Origin of the sequence: Lactiplantibacillus paraxiangfangensis (assembly GCF_036246185.1) — a bacterium.
In the GTDB taxonomy this organism is placed as follows: domain Bacteria; phylum Bacillota; class Bacilli; order Lactobacillales; family Lactobacillaceae; genus Lactiplantibacillus; species Lactiplantibacillus paraxiangfangensis.
In genome coordinates this window covers 75,883-99,704 of the sequence record NZ_BTPW01000012.1, presented here as the reverse complement: position 1 = coordinate 99,704, position 23,822 = coordinate 75,883, and the positions used below count along the sequence as shown (strand labels likewise).

40 protein-coding genes and 2 tRNA genes are annotated in these 23,822 nt (G+C 44.4%); all 42 read left to right on the top strand.

The genetic code is table 11. The features are described from left to right. Nucleotides 1-2 precede the first annotated feature (2 nt). Nucleotides 3-1,109: a hypothetical protein gene (locus AAA939_RS08415; RefSeq protein WP_338230829.1), complete on the top strand. Its 1,107-nt coding sequence runs from the start codon at nucleotides 3-5 to the stop codon at nucleotides 1,107-1,109. Continuing rightward, complete coding sequence (locus AAA939_RS08410) at nucleotides 1,109-1,834, top strand: MBL fold metallo-hydrolase (protein ID WP_338230828.1); 726 nt, start codon at nucleotides 1,109-1,111, stop codon at nucleotides 1,832-1,834. The genes AAA939_RS08415 and AAA939_RS08410 overlap by 1 nt, the downstream gene beginning before the upstream one ends. Before the next feature lie 13 nt (nucleotides 1,835-1,847). Next, complete coding sequence (locus tag AAA939_RS08405) at nucleotides 1,848-2,816, top strand: DUF4373 domain-containing protein (protein WP_338230827.1); 969 nt, start codon at nucleotides 1,848-1,850, stop codon at nucleotides 2,814-2,816. Then, nucleotides 2,813-3,094: a hypothetical protein gene (locus AAA939_RS08400; protein ID WP_338230826.1), complete on the top strand. Its 282-nt coding sequence runs from the start codon at nucleotides 2,813-2,815 to the stop codon at nucleotides 3,092-3,094. Before AAA939_RS08405 ends, AAA939_RS08400 begins: the two co-directional genes overlap by 4 nt. Before the next feature lie 2 nt (nucleotides 3,095-3,096). After that, complete coding sequence (locus AAA939_RS08395) at nucleotides 3,097-3,588, top strand: hypothetical protein (protein ID WP_338230825.1); 492 nt, start codon at nucleotides 3,097-3,099, stop codon at nucleotides 3,586-3,588. A 6-nt stretch (nucleotides 3,589-3,594) separates the two neighbouring features. Beyond that, nucleotides 3,595-4,281 carry a putative HNHc nuclease gene (locus AAA939_RS08390; protein ID WP_338230824.1) on the top strand — a complete coding sequence of 229 codons (687 nt, stop codon included), beginning with the start codon at nucleotides 3,595-3,597 and terminating at the stop codon, nucleotides 4,279-4,281. A gap of 170 nt (nucleotides 4,282-4,451) precedes the next feature. Further along, nucleotides 4,452-5,072 carry a hypothetical protein gene (locus AAA939_RS08385; RefSeq protein ID WP_338230823.1) on the top strand — a complete coding sequence of 207 codons (621 nt, stop codon included), beginning with the start codon at nucleotides 4,452-4,454 and terminating at the stop codon, nucleotides 5,070-5,072. Then, complete coding sequence (locus tag AAA939_RS08380) at nucleotides 5,073-5,219, top strand: hypothetical protein (protein ID WP_338230822.1); 147 nt, start codon at nucleotides 5,073-5,075, stop codon at nucleotides 5,217-5,219. Further along, complete coding sequence (locus AAA939_RS08375; protein WP_338230821.1) at nucleotides 5,203-5,346, top strand: hypothetical protein; 144 nt, start codon at nucleotides 5,203-5,205, stop codon at nucleotides 5,344-5,346. Before AAA939_RS08380 ends, AAA939_RS08375 begins: the two co-directional genes overlap by 17 nt. Continuing rightward, entirely contained in the window at nucleotides 5,346-5,468 is a 123-nt protein-coding gene (locus tag AAA939_RS08370) for a hypothetical protein (RefSeq protein WP_338230820.1), read from the top strand. Before AAA939_RS08375 ends, AAA939_RS08370 begins: the two co-directional genes overlap by 1 nt. Before the next feature lie 80 nt (nucleotides 5,469-5,548). Continuing rightward, nucleotides 5,549-6,361: a DNA adenine methylase gene (locus AAA939_RS08365; protein ID WP_338230819.1), complete on the top strand. Its 813-nt coding sequence runs from the start codon at nucleotides 5,549-5,551 to the stop codon at nucleotides 6,359-6,361. Further along, the gene (locus AAA939_RS08360; RefSeq protein WP_338230818.1) at nucleotides 6,348-6,614 is read left to right on the top strand and encodes a hypothetical protein; all 267 of its coding nucleotides are present in this window, start codon (nucleotides 6,348-6,350) and stop codon (nucleotides 6,612-6,614) included. Before AAA939_RS08365 ends, AAA939_RS08360 begins: the two co-directional genes overlap by 14 nt. Nucleotides 6,615-6,616: 2 nt before the next feature. Next, nucleotides 6,617-6,889 (top strand): hypothetical protein, encoded by a 273-nt coding sequence (locus tag AAA939_RS08355; RefSeq protein ID WP_338230817.1) that lies wholly within the window; start codon nucleotides 6,617-6,619, stop codon nucleotides 6,887-6,889. 2 nt (nucleotides 6,890-6,891) lie between these two features. Beyond that, a complete protein-coding gene (locus AAA939_RS08350; protein ID WP_338230816.1) occupies nucleotides 6,892-7,290 on the top strand; it encodes a YopX family protein in 399 nt (132 codons plus the stop codon). A gap of 73 nt (nucleotides 7,291-7,363) precedes the next feature. Continuing rightward, nucleotides 7,364-7,525 (top strand): sporulation protein Cse60, encoded by a 162-nt coding sequence (locus AAA939_RS08345; RefSeq protein WP_338230815.1) that lies wholly within the window; start codon nucleotides 7,364-7,366, stop codon nucleotides 7,523-7,525. Nucleotides 7,526-7,552: 27 nt separating this feature from the next. Beyond that, nucleotides 7,553-7,735, top strand: a complete 183-nt coding sequence (locus AAA939_RS08340; RefSeq protein ID WP_338230814.1) for a hypothetical protein — start codon at nucleotides 7,553-7,555, stop codon at nucleotides 7,733-7,735. Nucleotides 7,736-7,767: 32 nt separating this feature from the next. Continuing rightward, nucleotides 7,768-8,040: a hypothetical protein gene (locus AAA939_RS08335; protein ID WP_338230813.1), complete on the top strand. Its 273-nt coding sequence runs from the start codon at nucleotides 7,768-7,770 to the stop codon at nucleotides 8,038-8,040. After that, nucleotides 8,033-8,440, top strand: a complete 408-nt coding sequence (locus AAA939_RS08330; RefSeq protein ID WP_338230812.1) for a DUF1642 domain-containing protein — start codon at nucleotides 8,033-8,035, stop codon at nucleotides 8,438-8,440. The genes AAA939_RS08335 and AAA939_RS08330 overlap by 8 nt, the downstream gene beginning before the upstream one ends. A gap of 217 nt (nucleotides 8,441-8,657) precedes the next feature. Continuing rightward, on the top strand, nucleotides 8,658-8,882 hold the full coding sequence (locus AAA939_RS08325) for a hypothetical protein (RefSeq protein ID WP_338230811.1): 225 nt from the start codon (nucleotides 8,658-8,660) through the stop codon (nucleotides 8,880-8,882). A gap of 20 nt (nucleotides 8,883-8,902) precedes the next feature. Next, nucleotides 8,903-10,588 (top strand): NADH-ubiquinone oxidoreductase chain 4L, encoded by a 1,686-nt coding sequence (locus AAA939_RS08320; RefSeq protein WP_338230810.1) that lies wholly within the window; start codon nucleotides 8,903-8,905, stop codon nucleotides 10,586-10,588. Between the two features lie 91 nt (nucleotides 10,589-10,679). Continuing rightward, nucleotides 10,680-11,165 carry a hypothetical protein gene (locus AAA939_RS08315; RefSeq protein WP_338230809.1) on the top strand — a complete coding sequence of 162 codons (486 nt, stop codon included), beginning with the start codon at nucleotides 10,680-10,682 and terminating at the stop codon, nucleotides 11,163-11,165. Between the two features lie 130 nt (nucleotides 11,166-11,295). Further along, nucleotides 11,296-11,381 (top strand) — tRNA-Ser (locus AAA939_RS08310). 373 nt (nucleotides 11,382-11,754) lie between these two features. Next, nucleotides 11,755-11,825: transfer RNA gene (locus AAA939_RS08305), tRNA-Ile, on the top strand. A 126-nt stretch (nucleotides 11,826-11,951) separates the two neighbouring features. Beyond that, complete coding sequence (locus AAA939_RS08300; protein WP_338230808.1) at nucleotides 11,952-12,173, top strand: hypothetical protein; 222 nt, start codon at nucleotides 11,952-11,954, stop codon at nucleotides 12,171-12,173. After that, nucleotides 12,166-12,327 carry a hypothetical protein gene (locus tag AAA939_RS08295; protein WP_338230807.1) on the top strand — a complete coding sequence of 54 codons (162 nt, stop codon included), beginning with the start codon at nucleotides 12,166-12,168 and terminating at the stop codon, nucleotides 12,325-12,327. The genes AAA939_RS08300 and AAA939_RS08295 overlap by 8 nt, the downstream gene beginning before the upstream one ends. Before the next feature lie 41 nt (nucleotides 12,328-12,368). Next, a complete protein-coding gene (locus tag AAA939_RS08290) occupies nucleotides 12,369-12,629 on the top strand; it encodes a Gp49 family protein (RefSeq protein WP_338230806.1) in 261 nt (86 codons plus the stop codon). Nucleotides 12,630-12,638: 9 nt separating this feature from the next. Further along, nucleotides 12,639-12,914: a hypothetical protein gene (locus tag AAA939_RS08285; RefSeq protein ID WP_338230805.1), complete on the top strand. Its 276-nt coding sequence runs from the start codon at nucleotides 12,639-12,641 to the stop codon at nucleotides 12,912-12,914. Between the two features lie 4 nt (nucleotides 12,915-12,918). Then, on the top strand, nucleotides 12,919-13,152 hold the full coding sequence (locus AAA939_RS08280; protein ID WP_338230804.1) for a hypothetical protein: 234 nt from the start codon (nucleotides 12,919-12,921) through the stop codon (nucleotides 13,150-13,152). Nucleotides 13,153-13,207: 55 nt separating this feature from the next. Beyond that, complete coding sequence (gene terS, locus AAA939_RS08275; RefSeq protein ID WP_338230803.1) at nucleotides 13,208-13,957, top strand: phage terminase small subunit; 750 nt, start codon at nucleotides 13,208-13,210, stop codon at nucleotides 13,955-13,957. Then, complete coding sequence (terL, locus tag AAA939_RS08270; protein ID WP_338230802.1) at nucleotides 13,932-15,395, top strand: phage terminase large subunit; 1,464 nt, start codon at nucleotides 13,932-13,934, stop codon at nucleotides 15,393-15,395. Before terS ends, terL begins: the two co-directional genes overlap by 26 nt. Before the next feature lie 17 nt (nucleotides 15,396-15,412). Continuing rightward, nucleotides 15,413-17,029, top strand: a complete 1,617-nt coding sequence (locus AAA939_RS08265; RefSeq protein ID WP_338230801.1) for a phage portal protein — start codon at nucleotides 15,413-15,415, stop codon at nucleotides 17,027-17,029. Further along, complete coding sequence (locus tag AAA939_RS08260; protein ID WP_338230800.1) at nucleotides 17,029-17,952, top strand: hypothetical protein; 924 nt, start codon at nucleotides 17,029-17,031, stop codon at nucleotides 17,950-17,952. Before AAA939_RS08265 ends, AAA939_RS08260 begins: the two co-directional genes overlap by 1 nt. A gap of 18 nt (nucleotides 17,953-17,970) precedes the next feature. Next, nucleotides 17,971-18,528 (top strand): capsid assembly scaffolding protein Gp46 family protein, encoded by a 558-nt coding sequence (locus AAA939_RS08255; RefSeq protein WP_338230798.1) that lies wholly within the window; start codon nucleotides 17,971-17,973, stop codon nucleotides 18,526-18,528. A gap of 11 nt (nucleotides 18,529-18,539) precedes the next feature. Then, entirely contained in the window at nucleotides 18,540-18,917 is a 378-nt protein-coding gene (locus tag AAA939_RS08250; RefSeq protein WP_338230797.1) for a hypothetical protein, read from the top strand. Nucleotides 18,918-18,929: 12 nt separating this feature from the next. Continuing rightward, complete coding sequence (locus AAA939_RS08245; RefSeq protein WP_338230796.1) at nucleotides 18,930-20,114, top strand: major capsid protein; 1,185 nt, start codon at nucleotides 18,930-18,932, stop codon at nucleotides 20,112-20,114. 78 nt (nucleotides 20,115-20,192) lie between these two features. After that, nucleotides 20,193-20,657, top strand: a complete 465-nt coding sequence (locus AAA939_RS08240; RefSeq protein WP_338230795.1) for a fibronectin type III domain-containing protein — start codon at nucleotides 20,193-20,195, stop codon at nucleotides 20,655-20,657. Nucleotides 20,658-20,716: 59 nt separating this feature from the next. Continuing rightward, the gene (locus tag AAA939_RS08235; RefSeq protein WP_338230794.1) at nucleotides 20,717-20,893 is read left to right on the top strand and encodes a LysM peptidoglycan-binding domain-containing protein; all 177 of its coding nucleotides are present in this window, start codon (nucleotides 20,717-20,719) and stop codon (nucleotides 20,891-20,893) included. Nucleotides 20,894-20,901: 8 nt separating this feature from the next. After that, nucleotides 20,902-21,240: a hypothetical protein gene (locus tag AAA939_RS08230; protein ID WP_338230793.1), complete on the top strand. Its 339-nt coding sequence runs from the start codon at nucleotides 20,902-20,904 to the stop codon at nucleotides 21,238-21,240. Next, nucleotides 21,233-21,838 (top strand): hypothetical protein, encoded by a 606-nt coding sequence (locus tag AAA939_RS08225; RefSeq protein WP_338230792.1) that lies wholly within the window; start codon nucleotides 21,233-21,235, stop codon nucleotides 21,836-21,838. The genes AAA939_RS08230 and AAA939_RS08225 overlap by 8 nt, the downstream gene beginning before the upstream one ends. After that, nucleotides 21,835-22,236 carry a hypothetical protein gene (locus AAA939_RS08220; RefSeq protein WP_338230791.1) on the top strand — a complete coding sequence of 134 codons (402 nt, stop codon included), beginning with the start codon at nucleotides 21,835-21,837 and terminating at the stop codon, nucleotides 22,234-22,236. Before AAA939_RS08225 ends, AAA939_RS08220 begins: the two co-directional genes overlap by 4 nt. Next, nucleotides 22,220-22,699 carry a phage neck terminator protein gene (locus AAA939_RS08215; RefSeq protein ID WP_338230790.1) on the top strand — a complete coding sequence of 160 codons (480 nt, stop codon included), beginning with the start codon at nucleotides 22,220-22,222 and terminating at the stop codon, nucleotides 22,697-22,699. Before AAA939_RS08220 ends, AAA939_RS08215 begins: the two co-directional genes overlap by 17 nt. 1 nt (nucleotide 22,700) lies before the next feature. Next, on the top strand, nucleotides 22,701-23,819 hold the full coding sequence (locus tag AAA939_RS08210; RefSeq protein ID WP_338230789.1) for a hypothetical protein: 1,119 nt from the start codon (nucleotides 22,701-22,703) through the stop codon (nucleotides 23,817-23,819). Nucleotides 23,820-23,822: the final 3 nt, after the last annotated feature.

Sequence of the window (23,822 nt, the reverse complement as noted above, 5' to 3'; positions counted from 1 at the left end):
TCATGACAGAAACAGGATTAACCAAGTTTAACAACGTATTTATGCCAATGATTGCGGAACAATTGCAAGGTCACAGCATTCAAATGACGGACTACCAACGGATGTGCGTTATGAGTGCTTCACAGAATATGTATGAACTGATCAACAAGAACGGTATTAACCCAAATAACATCATGAACGACGTCAGCAACATTCTTATGACTGTTGCTTCCTTGCAGCTCAATGCCAACGCTCAACCAAGTGAAATCTACTTTCAAACTCGTAACGTCAAAGTTGGGAACGCTTGGACTAAAACGATTGAGATGGGAATTGAGGGTGACGGTAACGATGCTATTCTTGCCCGCTTTGGCCGCAATGTGAAGCATGTTTACCCCGTCTGGATAGTTAGAGAGGGTGACAGCTACACGCCCGCTAAGCGCAAAGGAATCCATATTACTGACCCTGAATGGGAGCCAGTGGACGGTTCCGATGCCAAAGTTGAGCGAGTAGTTTACCCAATCGAATTCTGGACAGACGACCAACAAACAGATTCAACTGTTGAGTACTATTCAACTAATCGGGAGCTGGTTAAGCCTAACCTGTTAGCCCATATGATCAACAATTTGCGCAGTGAATCGCGTAATAATCCCAAAGGTTACGCTGAAAAAGTAGATGCTATTAAGAAGTTTGCTAAAGACCATACAGTTGATGAAATCTTGGACAGCACTGAAATGCAGGCCAAAGGTAAGATTTCCCCAGCTTGGAAAGAACCACAGAGCCGTGAACAAATGATTATTCGAAAGATGCGGAACAACGTGGTGAAGAAAATACCCAAAGACTTCAGCAATGGCTTGGCTGTCCAAACTTATGAAGAGACGACCAACGAATCTTTGAAGCAGGCGCGGCGTGATGTTACTGAATCAGCTAACCAACTTGATTTTGATGAATCAGTTGAAAAGCCTGAAGCTAAAGAACCACAAGGTGATCGGGATGTTACGGAGAACGGCGAAATTATTGAACCTGACAGTGCTGATTCAGGTAGCAGTCAACCGGCAACTAGTGAAACGGCATCAGAACCCGCATCACAAGCGGCTAAAGCAGACGCAATTGATGAGGGGGTGCCATTCTAATGATTAAAGTCCGAGTATTCGGATCGGGTAGCAGTGGAAACTGTTACCTGGTCGATGATGGAAAGTCTCAAATCATTATCGAAGCTGGTATTCCTTATCAAAAAGTAGAGCAGGCGATGGATTTCAACCTGCGGAAGGTCGCGGGGTTACTAATCAGCCATGAGCATGGTGATCACTCCAAGTATATTCATAAGTTCTGGAAGTTCACGAGCATTGAAATGTACGCAACAAAGGGCACGTTTAAGGCGCTTGACGTTGCTGGAAGTCGATACAGTGCATTAACACCTATGAGGCCTAGAACAATCGGTTCGTGGACGGTGACAGCGTTCAGGGTGGAACATGATGCAGCTGAACCAGTAGGATTCCTACTTGAAAATTCAAGAGGTGAACGCCTGCTGTATGTGACTGATACCTACTTTGTAAAGTACCGATTCAGCCACATTACTAAGATGTTGGTTGAAATGAATTACTCCAAGGACATCGCCATGGAAAACGAGCAGCATGGTGATCTAAACCATGCACTAGAGAATCGGTTGTTCACGTCGCATTTTGAAATGAATAACTCGCTAGATTTTATTAAGGCTAACGATTCACCTGCATTGCAGGATGTGACATTGATCCATTTATCAGATTTAAATAGCAATGAGGCGCTGTTTAAGCGCCGTGTTCAAGAAGAAACAGGCGTGCCGGTGTATGTGGCGCCTAAGGTTGGCGTAAAAGCTTAAGGGAGGTGCTAATATGGCACGTCCAATCAAAAAAGGAATCGATTATTTTAATTTAGATGTTACTTTTTTTCATGATATTAAAATTCGAAAAATTCGTAATGCATGCGGTAATCAATCGATTGCGATACTAGTCTACCTGCTCTGTAATATCTATGAAGATAAAGGGTATTACATGCGGTGGGATGAAGATATACGGTTCTTAGTTGCTGACGATCTTGGTGCTAAGGAAAGTGCAGTACAAGATGTGGTTGACAAAGCTTGTGCAGTTGAATTTTTTGGAAGTGAAATCTTTAAGCAGTATCACGTGCTAACTTCTAAACGGATTCAGGAGAACTATAAATTGGCGGCTAAACAAAAAAAAGATCATTCGATTGAGCCTAAGTTTCAGCTGCCAAGAGTTTCCAGCCATGACAACGAGGTTTCCAACGATGGAAACTTTGTTTCAAGTCATGATAACCCCGTTTCCAAGCATGAAAGTACGCATAGTATATCAGAACAGAGTAAATCAGATAATACCAAAGTAAATAATAATAAAGCTGACCCGCGTGACCGTATTCGTGAAGAATTCCAAAACGAGGTATGGCCCATTTACCCACGCCAAGAAAAGTTTAGTGATGCATGGAACGCTTATTACCGAGCTACGGTAACCGGTGCTAATCCGGCTGGTAAGACGACTAAAGCAACCGTGATTGACGGGATTAACCGGTATAAGCGGTACTTGGAAGTCAAGGAAACGCAAGGCCAGTACGTCCTACAGCTTGCTAACTGGTTGGATAACGGTGGTTGGTTGAGTAAATACGACATGACGCCCCCTAGGCCGCATGGTAAGACTTCAGGTAGACGTAAGGAAGTAGTGCCGAAATGGGCGCAGAAAGGCGTTTCACAGACGCAATCTAAGCAAAAATCAGGGCAGAATGGTCAAGAAGACATCAGCGATGCAGACTTCTTAGCACTTGTGAATAGTCAGGAGGGAACCAAATGAATTGGGGTACTCAATTAGTAAAACTAGCCGCTAATCACGCTTATGTACCAGAGGCGTTTAACTGGACCAAGCAACGCATGAAACAGCACTTAAGCACTGGTGGTAGCGCTCAGGATGACGTGTGTGCGCATGAATATAAATTATTTGCGATAGAAGTCCTGATTACTGAATATCAGCGGAACGGATTGGATTTTGACTTAAGCAAATGTTGGGACAAGCCTGCCGATTATTTTGTTGATTTGGATCAAGCTCGAAATGGGTTACAGATGGAGGCGTGAATTTGATTGTAATTAGCGCAGAACATTATAATCCGCCCCTAGCCAGCGGGTCGCATGAGTATCTATTTAAGCTGGTTAGCTCTAAGCGTGACAGCGGACATTGGCGCTACCCGGTCGCAATCGTTCCCGATGGTATCAAATTGATTACTGATCATGAATATTACCACGGCATGAACAAACCAGAAGGTCCAAGCCTTGAGGAACGACTACAAATGGTCAAGCAGGCGCTTAAGGCGGGCTTCACGAGCTTGCCCGATATCAGCAAAGCAACTGGGCTGTCACGTGGGCAAATTCGGTACATCGACCGAGTATTCGCACCACGCGATCAATCCTACTGGCTTGCCGAACCCTATGACGATGATGGCAAGCCAATCAGAACCGACTCAGTGCGGACCATGTCGAGTTTGCTGGGGATACCGGCTAGGACAGTTAAGCAGGTAGCAGAGCGTGGCGGGATGGCAATGGGATACCGCATTACTAAGAAAGCGAAGTGATTAGAAATGCAGGCACCAGCAAAAGTGGTGAAGACTAAAGGCAATTTGGTGACTATTCAAGTTGATCCTCATGATCATCCGGATTATTTAACGCTCGGCAGCGATGTCGGACTTGTCTATGATGATGGTCGGCACATCAGTGCACTCCAGCGTAAAAAGATTTTTGCCATGCTGCACGACATTGATGAGCAGGTCGGCAATTACCTTATTGACCTGACTGAGTATCAAATGAAACAGCGCTACGGCATGTATACCGGTCAATCAGGCAAGTTTTCGTTTTCTGATTGTTCCATGACATTGGCAACTAGCTTTATCGAGTTTTTAATTCAGTTCTGCCTAGTTGAGGATATCAGCTTTAGTAGCAAGTCCTTAGACGAAATTCGCGGGCAGTACGGTTGGGAGCGGAAGTGCTTGGAGCAAAAGAAGTGTTGTATTTGTGGCAAGCATTGCGACATTGCGCACGTCCACGCGGTCGGAATTGGTCGTGACCGTACCAAGATTAGCCATATTGGGTACCAAGTCATGGCATTGTGCCGGGAGCATCACAATGAGCAACATAACACGGGTATTTGGACGTTTATGCGTAAGTACCATATCAAGGGTGTACGGGTCACGCCAGAGCTCGCAGAAATGCTGAGGCTAGGCGACTGGCACGTATACCGTGAAGAGCCAATTATTAGCAAACAGGAGTAACTGATAGACGATGAGAGTGACGATTACAAATGGTTCCGAGTGGCACCGCAACATCACGTTGCAGTATGCGCTCCGGTATCTTCACAGCGAAACATGGCGTATTAAAGGGATGCTGCATTTAAATAAGTCGATTGAAGTTAATGGTTGGCGAGTAGAAAGAGTGAATATTGATGAAATTAAAAATTGATAGTGAAAAAGCAAATTTGAAGATTACGACTGACACGGACTTGGATTTCAATCAGTTGGTAATGGCATACAGTTTAGTAACCGGCAAAAAATATGATGAGGATAAGTTGGCCAAGGTAAAACAGCCGGTGATGGTCAAGAACAATATGCCGGATGATGGCCCGGTTGATAATCCTGAAACCGTTGAAAGATTAAAAAATAGTTTAAAAGAGCATTGGCCATTAAACCATGTTGATGTACCCGAACGTGGAAACTTTGTCACCGCGACGGTACAATGCCCAAAATGTGGCTACTCGGGTCTTAAACAGGTTAAGTATGGTTACAGCTATTGGCGTTGCCCAGAATGTGGAACTAAGTTGTTTATGGCTTGGTCAACTGGTATCAGAGGAGAAGCAGATCGAGACGGTTGCTACTACATTTTGAATCAGGAATACAAGCCTAGACGAGAAGATGACGAGGCCTATTCAAGTGCGGATGATGGTCCAGCTAAGCCAAATGCTTACAGTACCTTAACTGAAATTAAGGAGTATCTGGATAGCAAGGGGGTTAATTATTCCCAGGCACGTTTAAAAAATGATTTTGTTCGGTTATTGGAGGAAAACTAAATGGCAAAACAGCGAAAGCATGCGAAAAAGTCAGCAATCCAAAAGAAGCGTCGGCGCATGAGGTTGCACGCAGCACAACATAGCGTGGAGCGCCCGCGGGCAAAGCACGAAAGTAAAGTAGGTGCGTCGAATGAAGCGGATTACTAATGCAATTGATGATGCCATCGAGATGTTTGGGAGCATCGGCGCCATTGGGCTGTGCATAGCTTACATCGTTGTTCTCCTTGGCCTTGTGGTATGGCTAGTTGTTCACGCTTGGATGGTGGTGATCTGATGGGACGTAGATATGCAGCAAGCGAGTACTACCTTTATCACGGTGACGACGTCGTTGGCTATGGGACAGCTAAGCAACTGGCCGCTAAGTTTGGCGTAAAGGAAGGTACCATCAGGTACTAAAGTGCGCCGGTTACCGCGCGGCGACGTCAGAACGGATGCGGGTATATCGCTGTTAACGTTGGTAAAGTTGGTGATGAAAATTGAAACGAATTTTAAATTATCCCGGAAGCAAATGGAGTATGGCGGACTGGATCATCAATATGATGCCACCGCACTTGACTTACCTTGAGCCTTACTTTGGATCCGGAGCAGTATTTTTTAATAAGCCTAAGAGCCGCATTGAGACTGTTAATGATTTGGATGGCCGGGTGGTTAACTTCTTTAAAGTTTGTCGCGACCACCCGCAGGAGCTTTGCCGGGAAATCGAGCTTACACCACTATCACGCGAAGAGCATGAGCTAGCATACAAGCCTAGTCCGGATCCTATCGAAGATGCGCGGCGGTTCATGGTTAGAAGTTGGCAAGCCATCGGTGGCAAAACGAGTGATCGAACTGGCTGGCGGTCAAATATTGACCAAGTAGGCGGGAAAATCGGTGAGTGGGAAGGATTGGACCAGCGGATAGTTGCGGTGGCTAAGCGGCTGAAAAATGCCCAGATTGAGCACCAGCCCGCATTGCAACTCTTAGACCGTTACAACCGTCCCGGCGTCCTAGCCTACGTTGATCCGCCGTACCTGCTAAGTACCCGAAGCAAGCGGCACTATGCTGTTGAGATGACGGATGCTGACCACGAAGCACTGCTAGATACGTTGGTTAACTTCAAAGGCAAAGTGATTATCAGTGGCTATCAGAGCGAAATGTATGACAGCTATCTAGGAGATTGGCATAAGCGTTACTTTGACGCTCACGCCGAAGCTGGCCAGAAACGGCAAGAAGTTGTGTGGTGCAACTTTGAACCAGCCGGAAGCCTTGATCTACTTGAAATGGAGGATGCAAAGCATGAGCAAATTTAATTTGGATTTTATCAGGTTCATTCGTAACCCATATATTGAGGACTATACGTGGGAAGGCAACACTTTACTAATTTGGGTAAATAACTACAAATACGGCGTCTTTGTTGGCAAGTTCAAGAAGATCTGCTGCATGGATAAAGGCGGCCTTAAAGCCATACTTGGGTATGATTGCGTAGGAATTAGCCTAGCTGGCACGAATCTACTGGAAAAACATGGTGATGAGTTGCGGGCAGCATTCCCGCCGAAGGAGTAGTCATGAAAAATGAAAATTTGATTCCGTCAGTTGTAAGTGAATTTATTGATGAAAGTATCTTACCAGATTTATCTGATGGTGAACGGTCAGCCCGAAAAATAACCCAGATTGTCGTCGAACAGGCACATAGCTGGTTGACGGACGAAGCCGAAGGACGTAATCCAATCGGTGATGATAAGTGTCTAACTTATTGCTGGGTCATTGCATGCAAGTTGCATCGTGATTTGATGATTGAATACATCGAACGGGCTTTTGAATTATTCGGGGAGGGCTAGCGATGATTAAATTTAGAGCATGGGACAAATTGGCTAAGCGATATTTCGATAAATCAGTCATTTTATTACAGGATGGACATGTAGCGACAACCATAAATCGTGATTTTGATGAAGCTGTTAATGACATTGCAGTAGTTGAATCGTACACAGGATTGCTGGATTCCAATGGAGTCGAAGTCTATGAGGGCGATATCGTTAAATTTGGAAGTATCTGGTTGAATGGAACCCAGTCTGACCCACAAGAAGAAGAACATGTCGGAGTGGTGCGGTTCATTTCAAGATTGGGAGCTTATGTTGTTGACTGCAACAATTGTGACTACTTACTAGATGAAGTAACTCATTTTGATGGCTATGGAGTTATTGGCAATATCCATGAGAATCCGGGACTGCTGAAAGCTTGATATGAGTGCGTTTGTAGAATAAGTATTCATTTATACACTTTTTGATAGAAAGTGTAAACAGGAGGCAAGCAAAGTGGTTCAAGTTAAATATTTTAATTATGTAGATCAAAATATGGAAAATGAAATTAACAATTGGCTTAAGAGACATCAAGACGTGTTATTAATTGATATCAAGTTTCAAGCAACTACCGAAAATGATTATGCGTTAATTATTTATCAAACTGAATCTAAATAGGATTTCTGTTTTATAGGAGGCATTTAAATGAGTGAAACTGAAAAGCAGCAAGAGTGCCGCTATTGTCATGGTGATTCAATGGCGATTATGGAAATGATAGATGGTGATGTAGCCGATGCTTGGGTATCAGGAAATTCATTAAAAGTTTCAGTAGGCGATACGTGCGGTGCTTATATAAAATATTGCCCAATGTGCGGACGGAAGCTTTAAATAAAATTTCTATTTCTGATAGGAGGTGCAACATGAGTAGTGAATTAAGTTCAGAAGAAAAAATGTATAACGAGTGGTGGTTAGGACGTTTTGACAATAAAAATTACAAAATAATTTGTCTATTTGAACATGGGAAAAAGGTTCAAACCTATACCACTGCTAATGCTGATTATAGTGATAAGGAAGATGCCGAAGCTGCGTTTTGGACCGCTGGACACTTAAAGGTGTCCGTAACTAGCGTTAGCGTTGATGGTACGAGATTCAAGAGAATTAAAGGCAAGTTGCGGAGGATTGCAAATGATTAGAATTTACCGAAAGACGGCCACGATTAAGGCCGAGCAGTTTGATGGCAGTGATGAGATGGCGGATTGTTGGCAGCTAGACTGGCGGGATGATCACTATTGCGCTTATCCAACGTATGCAAAGGGGCGGGTGACAGTCCGATATGGAGACTGGCTAGTTCAAGATGACAGGGAATTGTCAATTTGGGAAGCTGATGCATTCAAGCAAGCCTATGCTGAGTTGCCGGTAATTTCAAGATATGTTGCAGATATTATCGAGGATTATAAGTCTAATCACGACATGGGTGCGCTGATGTATGTAGCAACCCATGGAAAATTAGATGATGGCGATTGGATATTCGAAAATATGGAAACAGTATGCCGTGCGTGGCTTGATGGCTATCAAGTGGAGGAAAGTGAATGAACAAGCGGATGCGTCGCAAACGATTAAAGCAGACTTTATACCATGTCATAGATAAGCGGACTTATATCGGAATGCAGCTTGCTTATAACGACTGTGAGTCAACCGCTAAGCATGACTGTGGATTCTCGATTACGTTTAGTAACGTTGACATTCACTTAGTTATGCTGCTGATGAGGCTTGCTGATAATGCAAAGGTAAGGGCTGTGAGGATAAGCAAATGAGATATGAATTCACATTTTGGCGGTTTGATTTGCGAAACTTTAGAGAATTATTTGTGACGATGATGGTAGGCGAAAAGGCGGCCAAGATTGTTTATGAAGCGTACGGCGTATCTGATAGTGGTTGGGATGAGAGATTTAAAAGGATTGAGATTGAAGAACAGGGGAAGAAAGCTATTAATAGCGAATTTCAGCTTTATTCCGTTTTAAAAATACCAAAGTAGAAAAATTGGAGGAATGAAAGGTGTATTTATTAACTTTTTTGGGAATGATAAGTGTTTTGATCATGGCTTGTGTGGGGCTACTTATAAATGCGAAGCACATAGTTGGTTTTGCGTTTAGTTATGCGATTTATTACGTGCTTTTACTAGGATTGGTGTTCCTGGCAATGCCTAGTAAGTCATTGTTGAGTATGATTGGGCTTAACTTGTTGATGGGCGTTTTATATTTACCGATCGCAGCATTGTTTGCTAATGATGGCGAGGGAAAAAACTTGTTTGGCTGGGTATCAGGTTGTTTAGTATTAGTCTTAGTCATTTTAGTTGGCGTTGGATTTGCTCAGACGGTTTTTAGTGTTAAGCCCGTTTATTCGTCATTAAATGTAAAAACAGAGAAGAAAGCGCCACTGTTGGATAAGAAGGAAACGCCGATTGCTATCTCGCCTAAGACAGTTCGTAACAAAATGAATAAGGCTATGAGTACAGTTCCAAACACGTCTTACTACAAGCTAGGAAGCTTGCAGACACAAGTAGTCAAAGGCAAGGTCGTGTATATTGCTCCTGTTGAATTTGATGGATTCTGGAAATGGCAACGAGCACATACAACTCCGGGATATTTCATTATTGATGCCACCAATGTTAATGCTGAACCACATTTTGTTAAGCAATCCATGAAATACACGCCAAGTGCTTGCTTGGCAGACGATGCTCAACGTGTAATCTATAACCGGTATCCGGAATGGATTCAGGAAGGTGACCCGCAGCTTGAAGTTAACGATCAAGGTGAACCTTACTACATTCAGACGGTTTACAAGGCACGTGGCCTTTCTAAGCGCATTAATTACAGAACCTTGCATGTTGTTGTGCTGAATTCTAAGACTAAGTCAACTCAAATTTATACAGCAAGTGGCGCACCAAAATTCATTAACGAATCAATCGCTTCGTCTACTGCAGCAACAATGAATAGTATTTTTGGCAAGTATGCCAATGGATTTTGGAATGCTCGATTTGGGAAGACTAATGTCAAAGTTTCAAACAACAATGGCACTGAAGACGGAGTAACACCGGTTGTCGATAAACATGGCAACATTTCATACTTTAACGACTTCACGTCGCCTAAATCGGATGCCGATTCAACGATGGGCTATTCAATGATCAATGCACGGACAGGCAAGATTACTTACTATACTGGTAAAAATATCGGTGTGATGGATAGCGATGGGGCTAAGAAAATTGCTGAAAAAGAGTATGTAGCACAGAAATGGTCAGCTACTATGCCGATTATGTATAACATTGACGGAACGCCAACTTGGGTAGTCTCGTTGTTGGATTCAACTGGTGCCTTTCGTAGCTATGCATATATTAAAGCTGGCGACCAAAGTGTTAAAGCATACGCCTCAACAGCAACTGATGCTTTAGATCAGTACCGAGTTCAATTAGCTGCTGCAGGATCAACAGCAAGTTCAACAGGGAATAGCAAGATGTCTAAAGTAACCGGTGTAGTGTCCCGTGTGATCGTCTTACCATCCGGTAATTCTCAAAATGTTTTGTTTGCTTTGAAAGGTAACTCAGTATTATGGACGGTTGGATCAAACGATTATCCTAAAGCCGTTTTGATGAAGACTGGAGACCGTGTTCAATTGGCTGGAAACGTAAATAAGTCAGCAAATACTGGCACAGTGCAGGTGTTCAAAAATCTAAGCTTTAAATAATGGCAAATAAAAAGCGCCACCCCTAAAGGTTGCGCTACGATTAATTCCTACAAAATTAATTATATCACAGTCAAGTTAAGGGGTGGCGGCGTTGATTGAACCAATTTTTAAGAGTGATGATTATGACGACGATGCAACAATTAAAAATGTAGTGCACGAACTGAAAGGGTATAAGGGTCTAGTGATTAAGGAGCAACAATTGCGAGCTTATCATTTAGCCGGGCAGGTTTATGATGGGATGCCGCATAGTACAACTAATGTTAATCACGAGGAAGAAAAAGAAATTACACGATTACATTTGCAAGAAAAAAACGAGTTCAAAATGGCCATGATCACCAACGCCATTAAGTTGATGGGGCAAGTTGATGAGCATTCTGACCAGTTGGCTACCGTCCTTCAGTTACAATTTGTTGAGTTCCACAAGGTTGAGGACTGCTGTTACCACTACATGCAGAAGTATGGCGTAGATTTGTCTAAAACAACCTTTTATGAGTATCGAAAGGAAGCCATGTTCAAGTTTCCCATGTTTTATCCGCATGAACTGCGAGTTAAGAAGGGCGATGATGGCAAAAAGTAAATCCGGACACAATCCGGACGCTTTTCGGACTGAATCCGGACGGTATCCGGAACATTTTAGCGAAAAAGGGGTCTATATTAGTATTATCGATTGATAGGTAAGCCACCCCAGCTTGTATGCCTATCATCAAGGAGTGGTAAGCATAATCGGTACTGCAGCGGCTTGCTAAGTCGTTACTCACTAGTTGAGTTGCTGGTTCAAGTCCAGCTCACTCCGTATCCAATGCTAGAAGGATTGTGGATAGTTCTTTGGGGCATAAAACGCATGGGGCTTAACGGATGTGGTTCTGATTAAGCTGATCATTAGAGGCACTGCGGCGGTTCGGGTGCTATTATCCAGTGTGCTTGTGGCGGAATAGGTAGACGCATGTCAGACACGAAAAACGGCACCAGCTGACAATGGTGTGATCACATGTCATGTAGGGTGCAAATCCTTACCAAGCACATTGCATACCGCGTGATGGGATACTCCGTAATGGGTGCAATGATTGTCCTATAAGGGACATGAAAGGTCAGCAATGACCAAAGTCGCTATAGCTCAGAAAGTTGACAGCTTCAATTGATGTCGTACGCACCATTGATTGTCGGGCGTTGGTCCGGTTAGCTAGGTTAGAGCGCTTGCCTGATAAGCAAGAGGTCGCCGGTTCGAATCCGGTTAGGGGCGTTGCCACGATTTAAAATAGGGAGATGAAGGGGTTCCTCTCATCGTGGCGATTAGTCTTCGTCGAAAGTCCAGTCTTCGAATGCTGGGCTTTTTTTGATGTGACGAAAATTAAGGAGTGATCTGATGATTAAAAGAGGTAGTAAGGTAGTTTGGAATCGGCCAGCTTTTGACAAGATAGGCGATGGTGGCAAAAAGGTACACCGTAATGCAGAAACGATTCAAGGCCGTTGTTTTGGTGTTCTAAAGCGTCGCGATGGCGAGTTTGGTTTACTCATGCGCCATGGTAAGTCCAAGATGATTGATGTGCCACTTGATCAGTTGGAAGAAGCCGATACTCATGGCTAAGATGATTCACTGTAAATACGGCTATGAAACCCGTGAGTGGATTCAAGCTGATGCGCGGTTAGATAAGTGGATTAAAGGAAAGAAGCGTTCTGCTAAACAGCAGGGCGTTTTTAATTTGGAAAATAAGCGTGCACCGGTGGTAAAGGATTCCTAGCCGGTTGTGTTTAATTCAGAAAATAAAGGATGGTTATTAAAATGCAAACCAAAGTGTCAGAATCAACCGTTGAGGGTATTCTAAATAATTCACAAATTGAAGCAAAGACAATGTTTAACAAAGTAACTGTTGTGACAGCAAAGCTTCCTAATGGATTTGTGTTGGTAGAAAGCTCTGGTGCAGTGTCAGAAGAAAACTATGATTTTGAAATGGGTAAAACAATTTGCTTGGAACGAATTAAGAATAAAATCTGGGAACTTGAAGGATATCGGTTGGCCAGTATTTTAGCTGACAAGGATTAGGAGATTGCTATGAAATATCGGAAAAAGCCAGTAACTATTGAAGCATTTAAGTGGACCGGAGATGTTGATCAATCGGAAGACCCAGAGTGGATTTGTAAAGCGATTAAGACTAAAGACGTGGAATTCAAAGATGTTGGAACTGACAAGGCAAAAATGGTTATTCGTACACTAGAGGGTTACATGATTGCTGACCGTGGTGACTACGTTATTCGAGGCGTTCACGGTGAGCTGTATCCATGCAAGCCGGATATTTTTGAAGAAACCTATGAACTGGTGGAGGAATAGCAGCATGAATAAAGATGAAATTATTAAACAGTTCGATGGAAAGATTACTGAAATCGCTAATCAAGATGCAGTTCGCGCGGAAACATTAAAGCGAGAGATTGCGGACGGAACCATTGACGATGTTGTGGAAAATATCGTTGTTGAATCAGGAAAAATGTATGTTGAAGCAATTAATCAAGGATTTTCAGATGATCAAGCTTTTGCAATGGCGCTGAAGTTTGCGGGCCTTGATTCATAGCATATTTCTGAAACAAACAACACAGAGGTTAGCCTAACGGAGGTGGTGAAGTTGAGTGGCACAGAAAAGAAATCCGAATCGTGATAAAGCATATCAGATTTGGCAAAAGTCTAAGGGCAGTAAGCCGTTAAAAGATATTGCTAAAGAAATTGGTGTCACTCCTTCAACGATTCGAAAATGGAAATCGACCGATAAATGGTCACTCGGAAGCAAACGGAGCGCTCCGATTGATAAGGAGCGTTACGCTTCGATGAAAGAGAACAAAAACGCAGTTGGAAACCACGGTGGTGCGCCACCCGGTAACAATAATGCGGTGGGCTATGGTGCTCCGGTTGGCAATAGTAACGCTCTGGTTACTGGTCAGTACGAAACCATCATGTTCGACACAATGACTGATGATGAGTTAGCCATGTTTACCGGCGTTACTGATGATCCATTAATTACTGCTAATACCCAAATACGTGAGCTTAAGATTAGGCAGCATCGTATCATGGCGCGCTTGCTAAAGGTTTCAAAGGGTGCTGAACAAAATGAAGACCGCATGGATTTGGTAATCAGGCTTAATACTGCGCTGGATAATGTGACTAAGTCACTGATGCAAGCAGTACGTCAAAAGCAGGCTATCAAGGATTCACTGAGTTCTGAGCGCCGGCGCTTGTTGAGTGCGGAAGCAAGTAAGGCTGAAGCTGAGGCTGCTAAGGTTAATGGTAACGGTAATTCATTAGGAATGCAGAAAGCGATGCATGGAATGTCAATTGAGGAATTGAGGCGATTAGCTGGTGACACTAACAGCAGTACAGAGTGATTACTTACGTCAACAGGCCCAGTACGAACTAGCCCGGCGTAGTTATGAATATTACTTTCAGCTGTCTCAAGACAACCAAATGAAACTAATGCCACACACCAAGTTCATTTGTGATGCGCTCCAGCCAATCCTTGATGGCAAGCAACAATACTTAATCGTTGAGATGCCTCCGCAACATGGCAAATCTACGACTATTACCGAAACGTTTCCTAGTGCTTTCCTGATGAAGTATCCAGATAAAGAAGCCATGGTTGCCAGTTACTCCGATACGCTAGCCCAGAAGTTTGGTAGCCGAAACATGGCTAAGTTTAGTAACCTAGCCGGGCCTATGTATGGTTTGCAGCTATCACCAACGAAGCACACGGCTAACGAGTGGCAGATTGATGGCCACCGAGGTGCGATGCACTCAACCACTATTCTGGGGTCAGCAACCGGGCAACATGCGGACCTATTGATTGTTGATGATCCAATTAAAAACCAGCAAGAAGCTGACTCACCCACGATTCGAAACCGTATATGGGATGAGTGGCAAGCTAGTTTTTTTAGTCGGCTATCTGCGGACGCCAGTGTGATCGTAATCATGACACGCTGGAGTGTTGATGACTTGGCGGGACGCTTACTTAGAGAAATGGCCCTACCTTGGCAGGAACTAAAACTACCAGCGATTGCTGAGGAACATGACCAGTTAGGTCGGCAACCAGGCGAGCCGTTGGCTCCATACGCACCAATCTACAAGGATAAGGTGTGGGCGGAGAAGACACAGCGGGTTGAAGGTGTACGTAATTGGGCGGCACTTTATCAGCAACGGCCAGTCTTACAAGGTGGGAACATTTTCAAGCTGTCCAATATTCACTATTACTTACCAGACGCCAAGACTGCTACCAAACTTGGACTTGATCACGATGAGACAATTGCAATCTTACCAAGATTGGATAAGCGTTGGAGCAGTTGGGACCTTACGTTCACTGATAAGGACAGTTCCGACTTCGTTGCCGGGCAGACATGGGGTAAGCAGGCTGCTAACTTTTACCTGCTTGATCGTGTGCACGGTCGGATGGACTTCAACAAGCAATTGCAAGCTATTCAGTCCATGCATGTCCGTCAGCCTGACGCTAAGGCAATTTACATTGAAGATAAGGCAAACGGGTCAGCTATCATTAGCACGATTCGCAACGCCATTAGCGGAGTGATTCCGGTAGTTCCAAAGGGTGACAAGGTTACCCGGGCTAACGTAGTCGTTCCGTTTTTTGACGCCGGTAATATTTATTTACCGCACCCAAAGTGGCAACCATGGGTTGTTGAAATGTTAGATGAATGGACCGGGTTCCCAAATAAGGAACACGATGATGAAGTTGACAGTATGACACAAGCACTAAGCCGTGAGATTGTTGGTAAGCCGGCAAGTGTGATCATCAGTCATAACAGCATTTTGCATTAAGGATTGGAGGTGAATGAATGAACATATTTGGAATGTTTAACCGACATGGTAGACCGAACCGCTTTATTAGTGGACGCACGCACGGCTATGACGTATGGCTTAATGACGCCATCTACTTCGATGATAATGACGTGTTGCGCTGTTCGCCGAGCTATGACATTGAAGACCATCTGGACGACCTGAACATGATTTTGAGCACGTACATGACTATGGTTGGGGAGACTTACCACCAGAAAATGCGCTACTACAAAGGTGATCATAAGGATATCCAGGATAAGCCAATCAAAGACGAGCTGGGTGATGATAAGAACCGGGTAGTTGTGAGTGTAGCTAAGAACCTGGTTAATACTTTCAACGGCTACTTTATCGGAGTCCCACCGAAAATCACATACGCGCCTACTGATGACGGTAAGACACAAGCCAAGAAGGTTAATGATGTCATCTCACAGGCACTCTCAGTTAGCGATTCTGACGATGTTTTCTATGAGTGGAGTAAATCATCAGACATTTACGGCCGTGGCTATCTGGTGGCGTATATAGCCAATGATGATAACAAGACGCTCAAGTTTTCCCAGAAGGGACCAGAGAATGCACTGATCGTGTATAGCAATCGCAACGATAGTGACCCAATATTTGCCGTTACGTTTGATTATGTTGATGGTCGCTATTTTGGCTCGGTTTACACGCCGGCGCACATTTATCAGTTTGATAACAGCGACATGGTGCGACACTGGCACCCATTTTCAAGCTCACAGCAGTTTATAGATCGTGTTGATGCGCACGACGGAGTAGTTGCGAATCCTTTTGGAATGATTCCGGTGATTGAATTGCCTGAAAATAATGAGCGGCTTGGGTTATATGATGACTTGATCTCGTTGATTGATCATCAAGACCAGGTTCTGTCCGCATTGATGGACGACATTTCATACTTCAGTAATGCGATTATGGTCACTAAGGGTGTGGCTCCGCTCAACGATAAGGATAAGCAGGACATCAAACACTGGCGCGTCATGCAGATTCAAAATGACGGCGGTAGTGAGGATGCGAGTGTTGAGTTCCTGGACAAGCCTAATAGCAACGAGCTCCAAGAGAACGCATTGAAACACCTGTCCGATAACATTTACGACGGTGCCCAGGTAGTTAACCTATCGGACCCTGCATTGAGTTCTTCAGCCAGTGGTAAAGCTCTGGAGCAGAAGATGCAACCTATGACGATGTTAGCCAGTACTAAAGCCGAGAAGATGCGCACTGCAATCAAGCGACTACTGACTATTATCCTGAATCAGAACGGTGGGTTCGGTAATCAAGATGACATTGCGGAGCTAGTACGGCAAATCAAGATTGAATTCACGCCAAACATTCCACATTCCGACATCGATGAAGCCACTGTGGTTAAGAACTTGAACGGCATTATTTCCAAGCCGGCGTTACTTAGCTACTTGAGCCGAATTAATAACGTTGATGATGAAATTAAGCGTGAGGAACAGGAAAAAGAACAGAACGCCCAGAAGTTTAACAGCGCTGGGCCAACTGATGGTAGTCCTGATGATTCAAACGGCGACAAGGACGATCAGTCACCAGGCGCTAAGGACGACGATGCGCCGCCGAGCATCAAAGGGGGTGATGATAAGTAATGGCTACGGAGAAGCAGTTAGTTAGCCAGCGTGAACGCCAGATTAAGCACGACGATCATGGTGACGATATTTACATCAGTTCGCTAAGTAAAGGGACCACCGGCGTAATTGCGGAGAAGCTCAAGTATTTCCGTGACCATTACGCAAATGATGGGGTGCTTTCGGTTGGCGACATGCGTACAAACGTCAATGATGGCGATTATCAAATGTGGCAGGCATTTATTAGCAAGTACGGTCCTCGATTGATGAAGGATGCAGAATCCAAGTATCGATTAAAAAACGCCAAAAAGACTGCGGGAATTGACCGCGCCCATTTGATGAGTTCCATTGTTGGGATTGCCGTCGCTTATGCGACACTTGGCGTTAATGATTATTACGGCCAGTCCTTGATCAGTGAAGCCAGTAGCGCGATGAACTTTCAAAATAAAGTAAGCCGCGGGCGTGGTACCAAAGTCAAGGATGTGGCGGAGGACGTTGAGACAATGGCTAAAGAGTTTGCTGAGCAAGAAACTCAGGGACTGTCAATGTCTGAACGCGCTTGGCTACGGACAGATAAACTGGCCGACCAGGTTAACGGCGCAATTGATCGCGCCTTTCAGCAAGGACTAGACGATGACTACTACGAGAATCACTTATTTAACGATGGTGCTTCAGGTAACAGTAGCAGCGTACTAGCCCTTTTTGATTCGGCTAACGGTTATCTGGCCAATTCACTATTACGTGATAAGAAAGCCGAGATTGTGACGATGGTGGCCAATTATGTAGCTATTGCTAATTCGCTTAAGAAGGGTTACTGGTACACGGTTGAAGATAATCGAGTATGTAAGCCCTGTGAGACCTTAGCCATGGAAAGCCCTTATCGTCGTAATGCGGTACCGGCACGGCCACACCATGGATGTCGTTGCTTTATTGTTTATTACTAAGTTTAGGAGGAACCATTTATGTCAGAACCAGATAATGGCCAAAATCAACAAACAGATCCAAACGGCGCACCGGTTGACCCAGGGCACCGCAATGTTAGTGGAGCAGATTTTGACGAGTTCAAGAATGAAGTCATGGGAATGCTACGGGAATTTACTTCTAACAGCAATCCTGCACCGGCCCCAGCTCCAGCGGCCACTAAGCCAACACAACCGGCCCCATCACAGCCAACTGGTGCAGATGCACAGTTAAAGTCTGAAAATGAACGTCTGGCCAATGAATTAAGTCAAATGAAGGCTGAACAGACACATACAAAGCTAGTAAGTGTTCAAACACAAGCTGCTAAAGAAGCCGGTATTGACTTAGGTGACATGGCTGATCAATTACTTGGCAAAGACGAGGAAACAACCAAAGCCAACGTTGAAAATATGGCCAAAATCATGCAAGCGAACGGTAAAGGCAACGTTAAGCCAACCGACAATGGATTCAATATCCAAAAGAACGGCGGTAAGAATGCTAACCCTGATACCTTTATGGAAGGCTTCATGAAGCGCCAATTTGGCGACAAAAATAAATAGGAGGTTACACAATGATTTCACAAAAATACGGCACTAGTCGCGAAATCCTTATGAATTTTGCGGAAGCGTTGACGGTATCTGCAACAGTTAACGCTCCTGCTGCAACTGTAAATGACTATAATCGAAAAATCTTGAAGGCTGGTACACCCGTTGGGGCGGATAAGCCTTTTTATTTGGACGCAAATAACGTCACGTTAGTTCCGATTACGGATGCGACTGCGTCTAATGGTCAAGCAGTAATCATGCACGATGTTGACATTACCGATGGGCCTGCACCAGTTACGGTTATCCGTCGCGGTGACGTTGTTTTAGGCAATATGGACGACGATGTGCAAAAACTGTACACAGACGCTGTTAAAAATGCCTTAACTCACATTACTTTAGTCTAAGGAGGCTAATTCATGTTAAATATTGACCAACTTGTCACTCTCAAAGCGTTGGCGGAATGGTATGACCAAAAGGTCCTAACTTTACCGCCATTCTTGACTGAATCATATTTCCCTGGTATCAAAATCGGGACCGATTTAGTTCAATACCTTGTTTCACACGGGGAAGCGCCGAAATTAGCTAAGGCATCAACCTATGATGCACAGCCAGTACCAGTAAACCGTGAAGAATTTGAAAAAGAAACATTCTCAACTAGTTTCTTCCGGAACACCATGGCTTTGAATGAAAATGACCTAGAGGAACTCAACCGGGCCTTATTCAACAGTGATGATGCGCTTGTTGATACCGTTTTACGACGCATCTTTGATGACGAAACTAAGCAATTGCTTGGCCATCGCGCACGTCGTGAATGGATGGGCATGCAGGCACTAATGACTGGGGAAATTAAATTGGCATCTGGCGGCGTCAAGAGCTCAGTCACATACCAGACCCGTGACGGATTTAATAGCACTTCAAATGTTAAGTGGACAGATACAGCTAAGTCAACGCCAATCGATGATCTGCAATCCGCTATCGATGCAATGAAGAAGGTTGGGATTGTACCTAATCAAGTTGTTATGAATACCGAGACTTTCCGGTTAATCCAACGCAACGAAAGCGTTAAAGCGACGCTTCTGGCTAACAATGCCAACACGCCAAATGTTCGTTTAACACAATCACAGGCTGTTGATTATTTGCAAACCGAATTGCATATCACGCCAGTTATTTACGATCAAGGCTTTATTGATAAAGATGCCACGGGTAACGATGACTTCACGCCATACGTTCCGACAGGCAAAATTGCGCTCTTTAACGCACCAATTCCTGAACAGTTTGCTTTGACTGGCACAGGATCTACTGGTGTTGTAGATGGTACTCAACCAATTGGTCATATGGCATTTGCGCCAACCCCTGAAGAACTTGCTGTCCGTAACGGTGAGCTTCCAGGTAACACGGTTCAAACATTCGATATCGGTGTTACTTACCATGTCTACTATGATCAGCGGATGGCACGTAAGGAAACCTTGGTATCAATGAACTGCTTGCCAACGTTTGAAGGATCACTTGGTGTATTCCGCATGACGGTTACTGATCAACCAGATTCAGGAACGGATACCGCAACGGAAGAACCCGCAGGTGACTCTGGGGCGAGTAAATAGTGCGAGTAGTCCCAAAGTAAACTCAATCACTACTACGACCACGACTGCAAAAATTGATTTGAGCTAGGAGGCTTAAACTTGGCTGATAAATTATTCGATATTTATGACGATAAAGGAACTAAGGTTGTTGATGGCAAGCCGTCACCAGTTACTATTAGTGGCCTATCTGGCAATACCACATACAAGGGCTACAAGGCTGCTAACGCCGGTGACACGACTGCCATGGCAACTCTTGATGATATGACGACGACACCGGGGAAACCATCTCTGGTAGTTACTGCTGGCGATGGTAAGGCAGACTTTAGTATCACGCCAGCGACCGGCGACGGCAACGCCCAACGTTCATACGTCGTTAGCTATTCTACTGACGGCACGAAGTTCACGGACATTCCTGAAGCGACGACAACCGGGACCATTGATGGCTTGACGAATGGCACGGCCTACACGTTCAAGGTAGTTGCTAAGAACAGTGCAGGTACTTCCACGGCGTCAGAAGCTACAGCGGGTACGCCAACAGCTCCGGCGAGTAGTCCCAAAGCTTGATGGGATTACCACCACGGATAATAGCGCCACAATCACATTAGAGTAAGGGGGTTAGGGCCTTGGATAAATCAGAATACAGCAAGTTAGTACGCTACACCGTTAAGGATGGTGATACTGAATTCAGCATTGCTGAACAATTTCACGTTGGCGTAGGTGCTTTACGTCAAGTTAATTCACGGAGTGCCGGCAACTATGCGACTGCTGGTCGAAAAATCTACATTCCTAAAGAAAAGTAGGGACGCTTATGGAAGATAAAGCAGAACTATCTGAGTTGGTTCAATCCGTAAAAATCCTGGTCGGCGATCAAGCTGCGGGTTTTAGTGATGGCCAACTAGAAGCGTTGGTTGAAATTGCGCAATCCTATGTAGCTACGTTTAAACCGCCTGAAGAACAGGTGGCCGGGCTAGTTAAGTTATGGGTTGCGCATTTAATTTACGCAAAAATGGCTAGTCTTAGCTCAGTTAAAGTAAATGGTGTTCAAATAAACAGCGCCAGCACTGGCAGTGATACCTGGCTGACGATGTTTAATAACACCGTGAAGCACCTTGGCCTGAATGAAGCGGAGATGACTGGATTTGCCTAGTGAAGACTTCAACCGACTAGAACGACCAACCAGCGAATTAAAAAAGCTTGGGGGAATGTCGGTCCATGTCGGCGCCTTAAAGGCAGCCAGTGGTAATAGTGAGAGCTTCATCGAAATGATTGCTATGGTTAACGAGTACGGCGCACATATTCACCCTAAAAATGGGCAATGGTTAACGATACCCACTAAATTGGCTGACGGTCGTAAGGCTAGTGAGATTGAGGGCCTATTCAAGCCTAAAAATCACAATATTTTAGCTAAGTCCAACGGTCAAGGTGGGTTAGATGTCTACTTTATCCTGAAAAAGCAGGTAGATATTCCAGAACGGTCTTTCATGCGGAATACATTCGACCAAAACATTAAATCAAAATGGACTGATCGAGTTAAGTTTGATATTTCAAAAATTCTAGTTGGCGAAATGAGAGCTAAGGAACTGTACATCGACTTAGGGCGCCAGATGGTCAAGGACGTGCAGAGGGCGATGGTGAAAGCCAGTCCTAGTAATGCACCGTTAACCATTGCAAACAAGGGTAAGGATAAGCCCTTGTTCGATACCGGTGCTTTATATCGGTCGATTAGTTGGGTGGTGGAAGAATGAAGCCTTTAGCAGGCGTTTTAAATATTTTCCCGATGTTCGCTGTTAAGTTCGACTTAATGCGCATTGGTCCGGGGCCTTCAGATGAAAATTCTGGAGGCTATTTTGTTGGAGATGATTCAGAAGGCAATACAGCTGACCAGAAGCCGCTTCAAACACTAACCGAGCCACTCATGCCGTTTACCAGTGGACGCTCAGTGTTGATGAGTTTAGGAGCTGGTGGCAGTGCTGACGCTTTCGATTATGAATGGTGGTCAACTGGCCATTACCCAACTGGCACCGTTGTTCGCTACCAAGGCCATGAACTGACGGTAAAAAAAATTGATCCATATTTTGAGATTGGCGGCTTTGCCGTTTACTACCTCAGTGCAAGGAGTGATCACGATGGCGTATCAAGCTAGAACATTCGACTGGCCCAAAGTTATAAACGGTTTAGCTAAGACCTTGAGTGATATCACACAAGGTCAAGTTTCTGTTTACGATGATGGCCGAGTGCCTAAAACAGCTAAGTACCCGTTTATCACGTTTGCTGATGAGAATCCTTATACCGAGTTATTTCACAGCACTTATAAGGTTAACGACCAATTTGACAGAACGGTATCAATTAGCTGTTATGCCGAGACTGACGGCGAAGCAAATAATATTGCGGATGATTTGCATACCTTACTGCAAGACCCGCAGTACCGTGACGAGCTGAATAGTTTCGGCATTACGTTTGTGAGCGTCCAAAACTTTGCGCGGCGGAGCGCGGTACTCTCGGACTTCATGAAAGTTAGCAATTACGGGTTTGACCTGACTATCCGACTATTACGCCGGTACCAATCAGACCACCCAGAAATTAAACAATACGGAGGAAATTCATAAAATGGCTATTAAAGAATTAGTCCCGATTTCACCAGTGATCGTATCTACAAGCTATAAGCAAGTAGAAACTGATATTGGGTTACGGGGCGTGTTACTTCCAATTGCCGGAGATAAAGAGGGCCTTATGGTCTATCGGAGTCTTGACGCATTGGAAGATGATTACGACATCGATACGCCTACTTGTAACCAAGCCAACGCCTACTTTAACGGAGCTAGTGATGGCGCTATCTACGTCATGAATTACGACAAAAACTATACGGCAAGTGCGCCAACCGAAACCGGTGCGACGACTACCGATAAAACAGCCACTGTTTCATTGGATTCAACCGATGGCGGTGGCTTAATTCATGCCTTGGAAAAGTACTACTTTGCCGGGTTTGAATATGTGCTGCTTCCAATCAGTACAGCCGACGATATCAAATTAGCTTTAACGGTTTCCAACTTTGTTGAAGCACAGGATAGTGGCTACTTGGTTTTGAGCTACACAACTGACCCTGCAACCACCCCAGACTTCTCTCAGTTTGCTCAGATTCAAAAGAACCGGAGTACTAAGGTATTTAGCTTGCCTAGTGATAAAGACGTAGATAACACGTTTGGGGCCGATTTCTTAGGACATTACGTTGAACTCAAAACAGGCTCAAATGCAAAGTTTGTTGGCGAGTTGAGCGTTGAACCACAAGATCGGTACGAATTTACCAATGATAACTTAGCCGTTTACGACAAGTATCAAATTGCTACCTATGCCTACGAAAAGGACACACCGATGACCACCAACGGCCGTTCTTTCTCCGGGATTCAAATGGGCAACATGATCACTAAGGATGCGTTTGCTCGCGATGTGGTAAATGCCGTTTCTCCAATCGTCACTGGTGCGGGTTACCTACCATACGACCAACCAAGCTTAAAGCTGGTTAAGAGTGCTGTTATGGGTGTGGCAGATGATTACAAGACCGCTGAACTTATTGAAGACTTTTCAATTAATGACCCACAAGTTGCGGATATCAGTGAAGCAGAAAAAGCTTCCGGTATTTTGAATAAGTTCAAGTGGTCCATCTCAATGATGCGGCTTATTGATCAAGTTAAGTTCACTCAAACACTTGTCGTTACACAAAACGAATAGGAG

Bases quoted from the DNA above. Each gene is read 5' to 3' on its own strand.
- AAA939_RS08265 (WP_338230801.1), top strand. From the start codon at position 15,413: ATGAACATATTTGGAATGTTTAACCGACATGGTAGACCGAACCGCTTT.
- AAA939_RS08325 (WP_338230811.1), top strand. From the start codon at position 8,658: ATGAGATATGAATTCACATTTTGGCGGTTTGATTTGCGAAACTTTAGA.
- AAA939_RS08210 (WP_338230789.1), top strand. From the start codon at position 22,701: ATGGCTATTAAAGAATTAGTCCCGATTTCACCAGTGATCGTATCTACA.
- AAA939_RS08340 (WP_338230814.1), top strand. From the start codon at position 7,553: ATGAGTGAAACTGAAAAGCAGCAAGAGTGCCGCTATTGTCATGGTGAT.
- AAA939_RS08335 (WP_338230813.1), top strand. From the start codon at position 7,768: ATGAGTAGTGAATTAAGTTCAGAAGAAAAAATGTATAACGAGTGGTGG.
- AAA939_RS08410 (WP_338230828.1), top strand. From the start codon at position 1,109: ATGATTAAAGTCCGAGTATTCGGATCGGGTAGCAGTGGAAACTGTTAC.
- AAA939_RS08355 (WP_338230817.1), top strand. From the start codon at position 6,617: ATGAAAAATGAAAATTTGATTCCGTCAGTTGTAAGTGAATTTATTGAT.
- AAA939_RS08220 (WP_338230791.1), top strand. From the start codon at position 21,835: ATGAAGCCTTTAGCAGGCGTTTTAAATATTTTCCCGATGTTCGCTGTT.
- AAA939_RS08260 (WP_338230800.1), top strand. From the start codon at position 17,029: ATGGCTACGGAGAAGCAGTTAGTTAGCCAGCGTGAACGCCAGATTAAG.
- AAA939_RS08380 (WP_338230822.1), top strand. From the start codon at position 5,073: ATGGCAAAACAGCGAAAGCATGCGAAAAAGTCAGCAATCCAAAAGAAG.
- AAA939_RS08370 (WP_338230820.1), top strand. From the start codon at position 5,346: ATGGGACGTAGATATGCAGCAAGCGAGTACTACCTTTATCACGGTGAC.
- AAA939_RS08215 (WP_338230790.1), top strand. From the start codon at position 22,220: ATGGCGTATCAAGCTAGAACATTCGACTGGCCCAAAGTTATAAACGGT.
- AAA939_RS08360 (WP_338230818.1), top strand. From the start codon at position 6,348: ATGAGCAAATTTAATTTGGATTTTATCAGGTTCATTCGTAACCCATAT.
- AAA939_RS08280 (WP_338230804.1), top strand. From the start codon at position 12,919: ATGAATAAAGATGAAATTATTAAACAGTTCGATGGAAAGATTACTGAA.
- AAA939_RS08405 (WP_338230827.1), top strand. From the start codon at position 1,848: ATGGCACGTCCAATCAAAAAAGGAATCGATTATTTTAATTTAGATGTT.
- AAA939_RS08230 (WP_338230793.1), top strand. From the start codon at position 20,902: ATGGAAGATAAAGCAGAACTATCTGAGTTGGTTCAATCCGTAAAAATC.
- AAA939_RS08255 (WP_338230798.1), top strand. From the start codon at position 17,971: ATGTCAGAACCAGATAATGGCCAAAATCAACAAACAGATCCAAACGGC.
- AAA939_RS08385 (WP_338230823.1), top strand. From the start codon at position 4,452: ATGAAATTAAAAATTGATAGTGAAAAAGCAAATTTGAAGATTACGACT.
- AAA939_RS08400 (WP_338230826.1), top strand. From the start codon at position 2,813: ATGAATTGGGGTACTCAATTAGTAAAACTAGCCGCTAATCACGCTTAT.
- AAA939_RS08250 (WP_338230797.1), top strand. From the start codon at position 18,540: ATGATTTCACAAAAATACGGCACTAGTCGCGAAATCCTTATGAATTTT.
- AAA939_RS08390 (WP_338230824.1), top strand. From the start codon at position 3,595: ATGCAGGCACCAGCAAAAGTGGTGAAGACTAAAGGCAATTTGGTGACT.
- AAA939_RS08330 (WP_338230812.1), top strand. From the start codon at position 8,033: ATGATTAGAATTTACCGAAAGACGGCCACGATTAAGGCCGAGCAGTTT.
- AAA939_RS08415 (WP_338230829.1), top strand. From the start codon at position 3: ATGACAGAAACAGGATTAACCAAGTTTAACAACGTATTTATGCCAATG.
- AAA939_RS08295 (WP_338230807.1), top strand. From the start codon at position 12,166: ATGGCTAAGATGATTCACTGTAAATACGGCTATGAAACCCGTGAGTGG.
- AAA939_RS08285 (WP_338230805.1), top strand. From the start codon at position 12,639: ATGAAATATCGGAAAAAGCCAGTAACTATTGAAGCATTTAAGTGGACC.
- AAA939_RS08300 (WP_338230808.1), top strand. From the start codon at position 11,952: ATGATTAAAAGAGGTAGTAAGGTAGTTTGGAATCGGCCAGCTTTTGAC.
- AAA939_RS08350 (WP_338230816.1), top strand. From the start codon at position 6,892: ATGATTAAATTTAGAGCATGGGACAAATTGGCTAAGCGATATTTCGAT.
- AAA939_RS08245 (WP_338230796.1), top strand. From the start codon at position 18,930: ATGTTAAATATTGACCAACTTGTCACTCTCAAAGCGTTGGCGGAATGG.
- AAA939_RS08290 (WP_338230806.1), top strand. From the start codon at position 12,369: ATGCAAACCAAAGTGTCAGAATCAACCGTTGAGGGTATTCTAAATAAT.
- AAA939_RS08375 (WP_338230821.1), top strand. From the start codon at position 5,203: ATGAAGCGGATTACTAATGCAATTGATGATGCCATCGAGATGTTTGGG.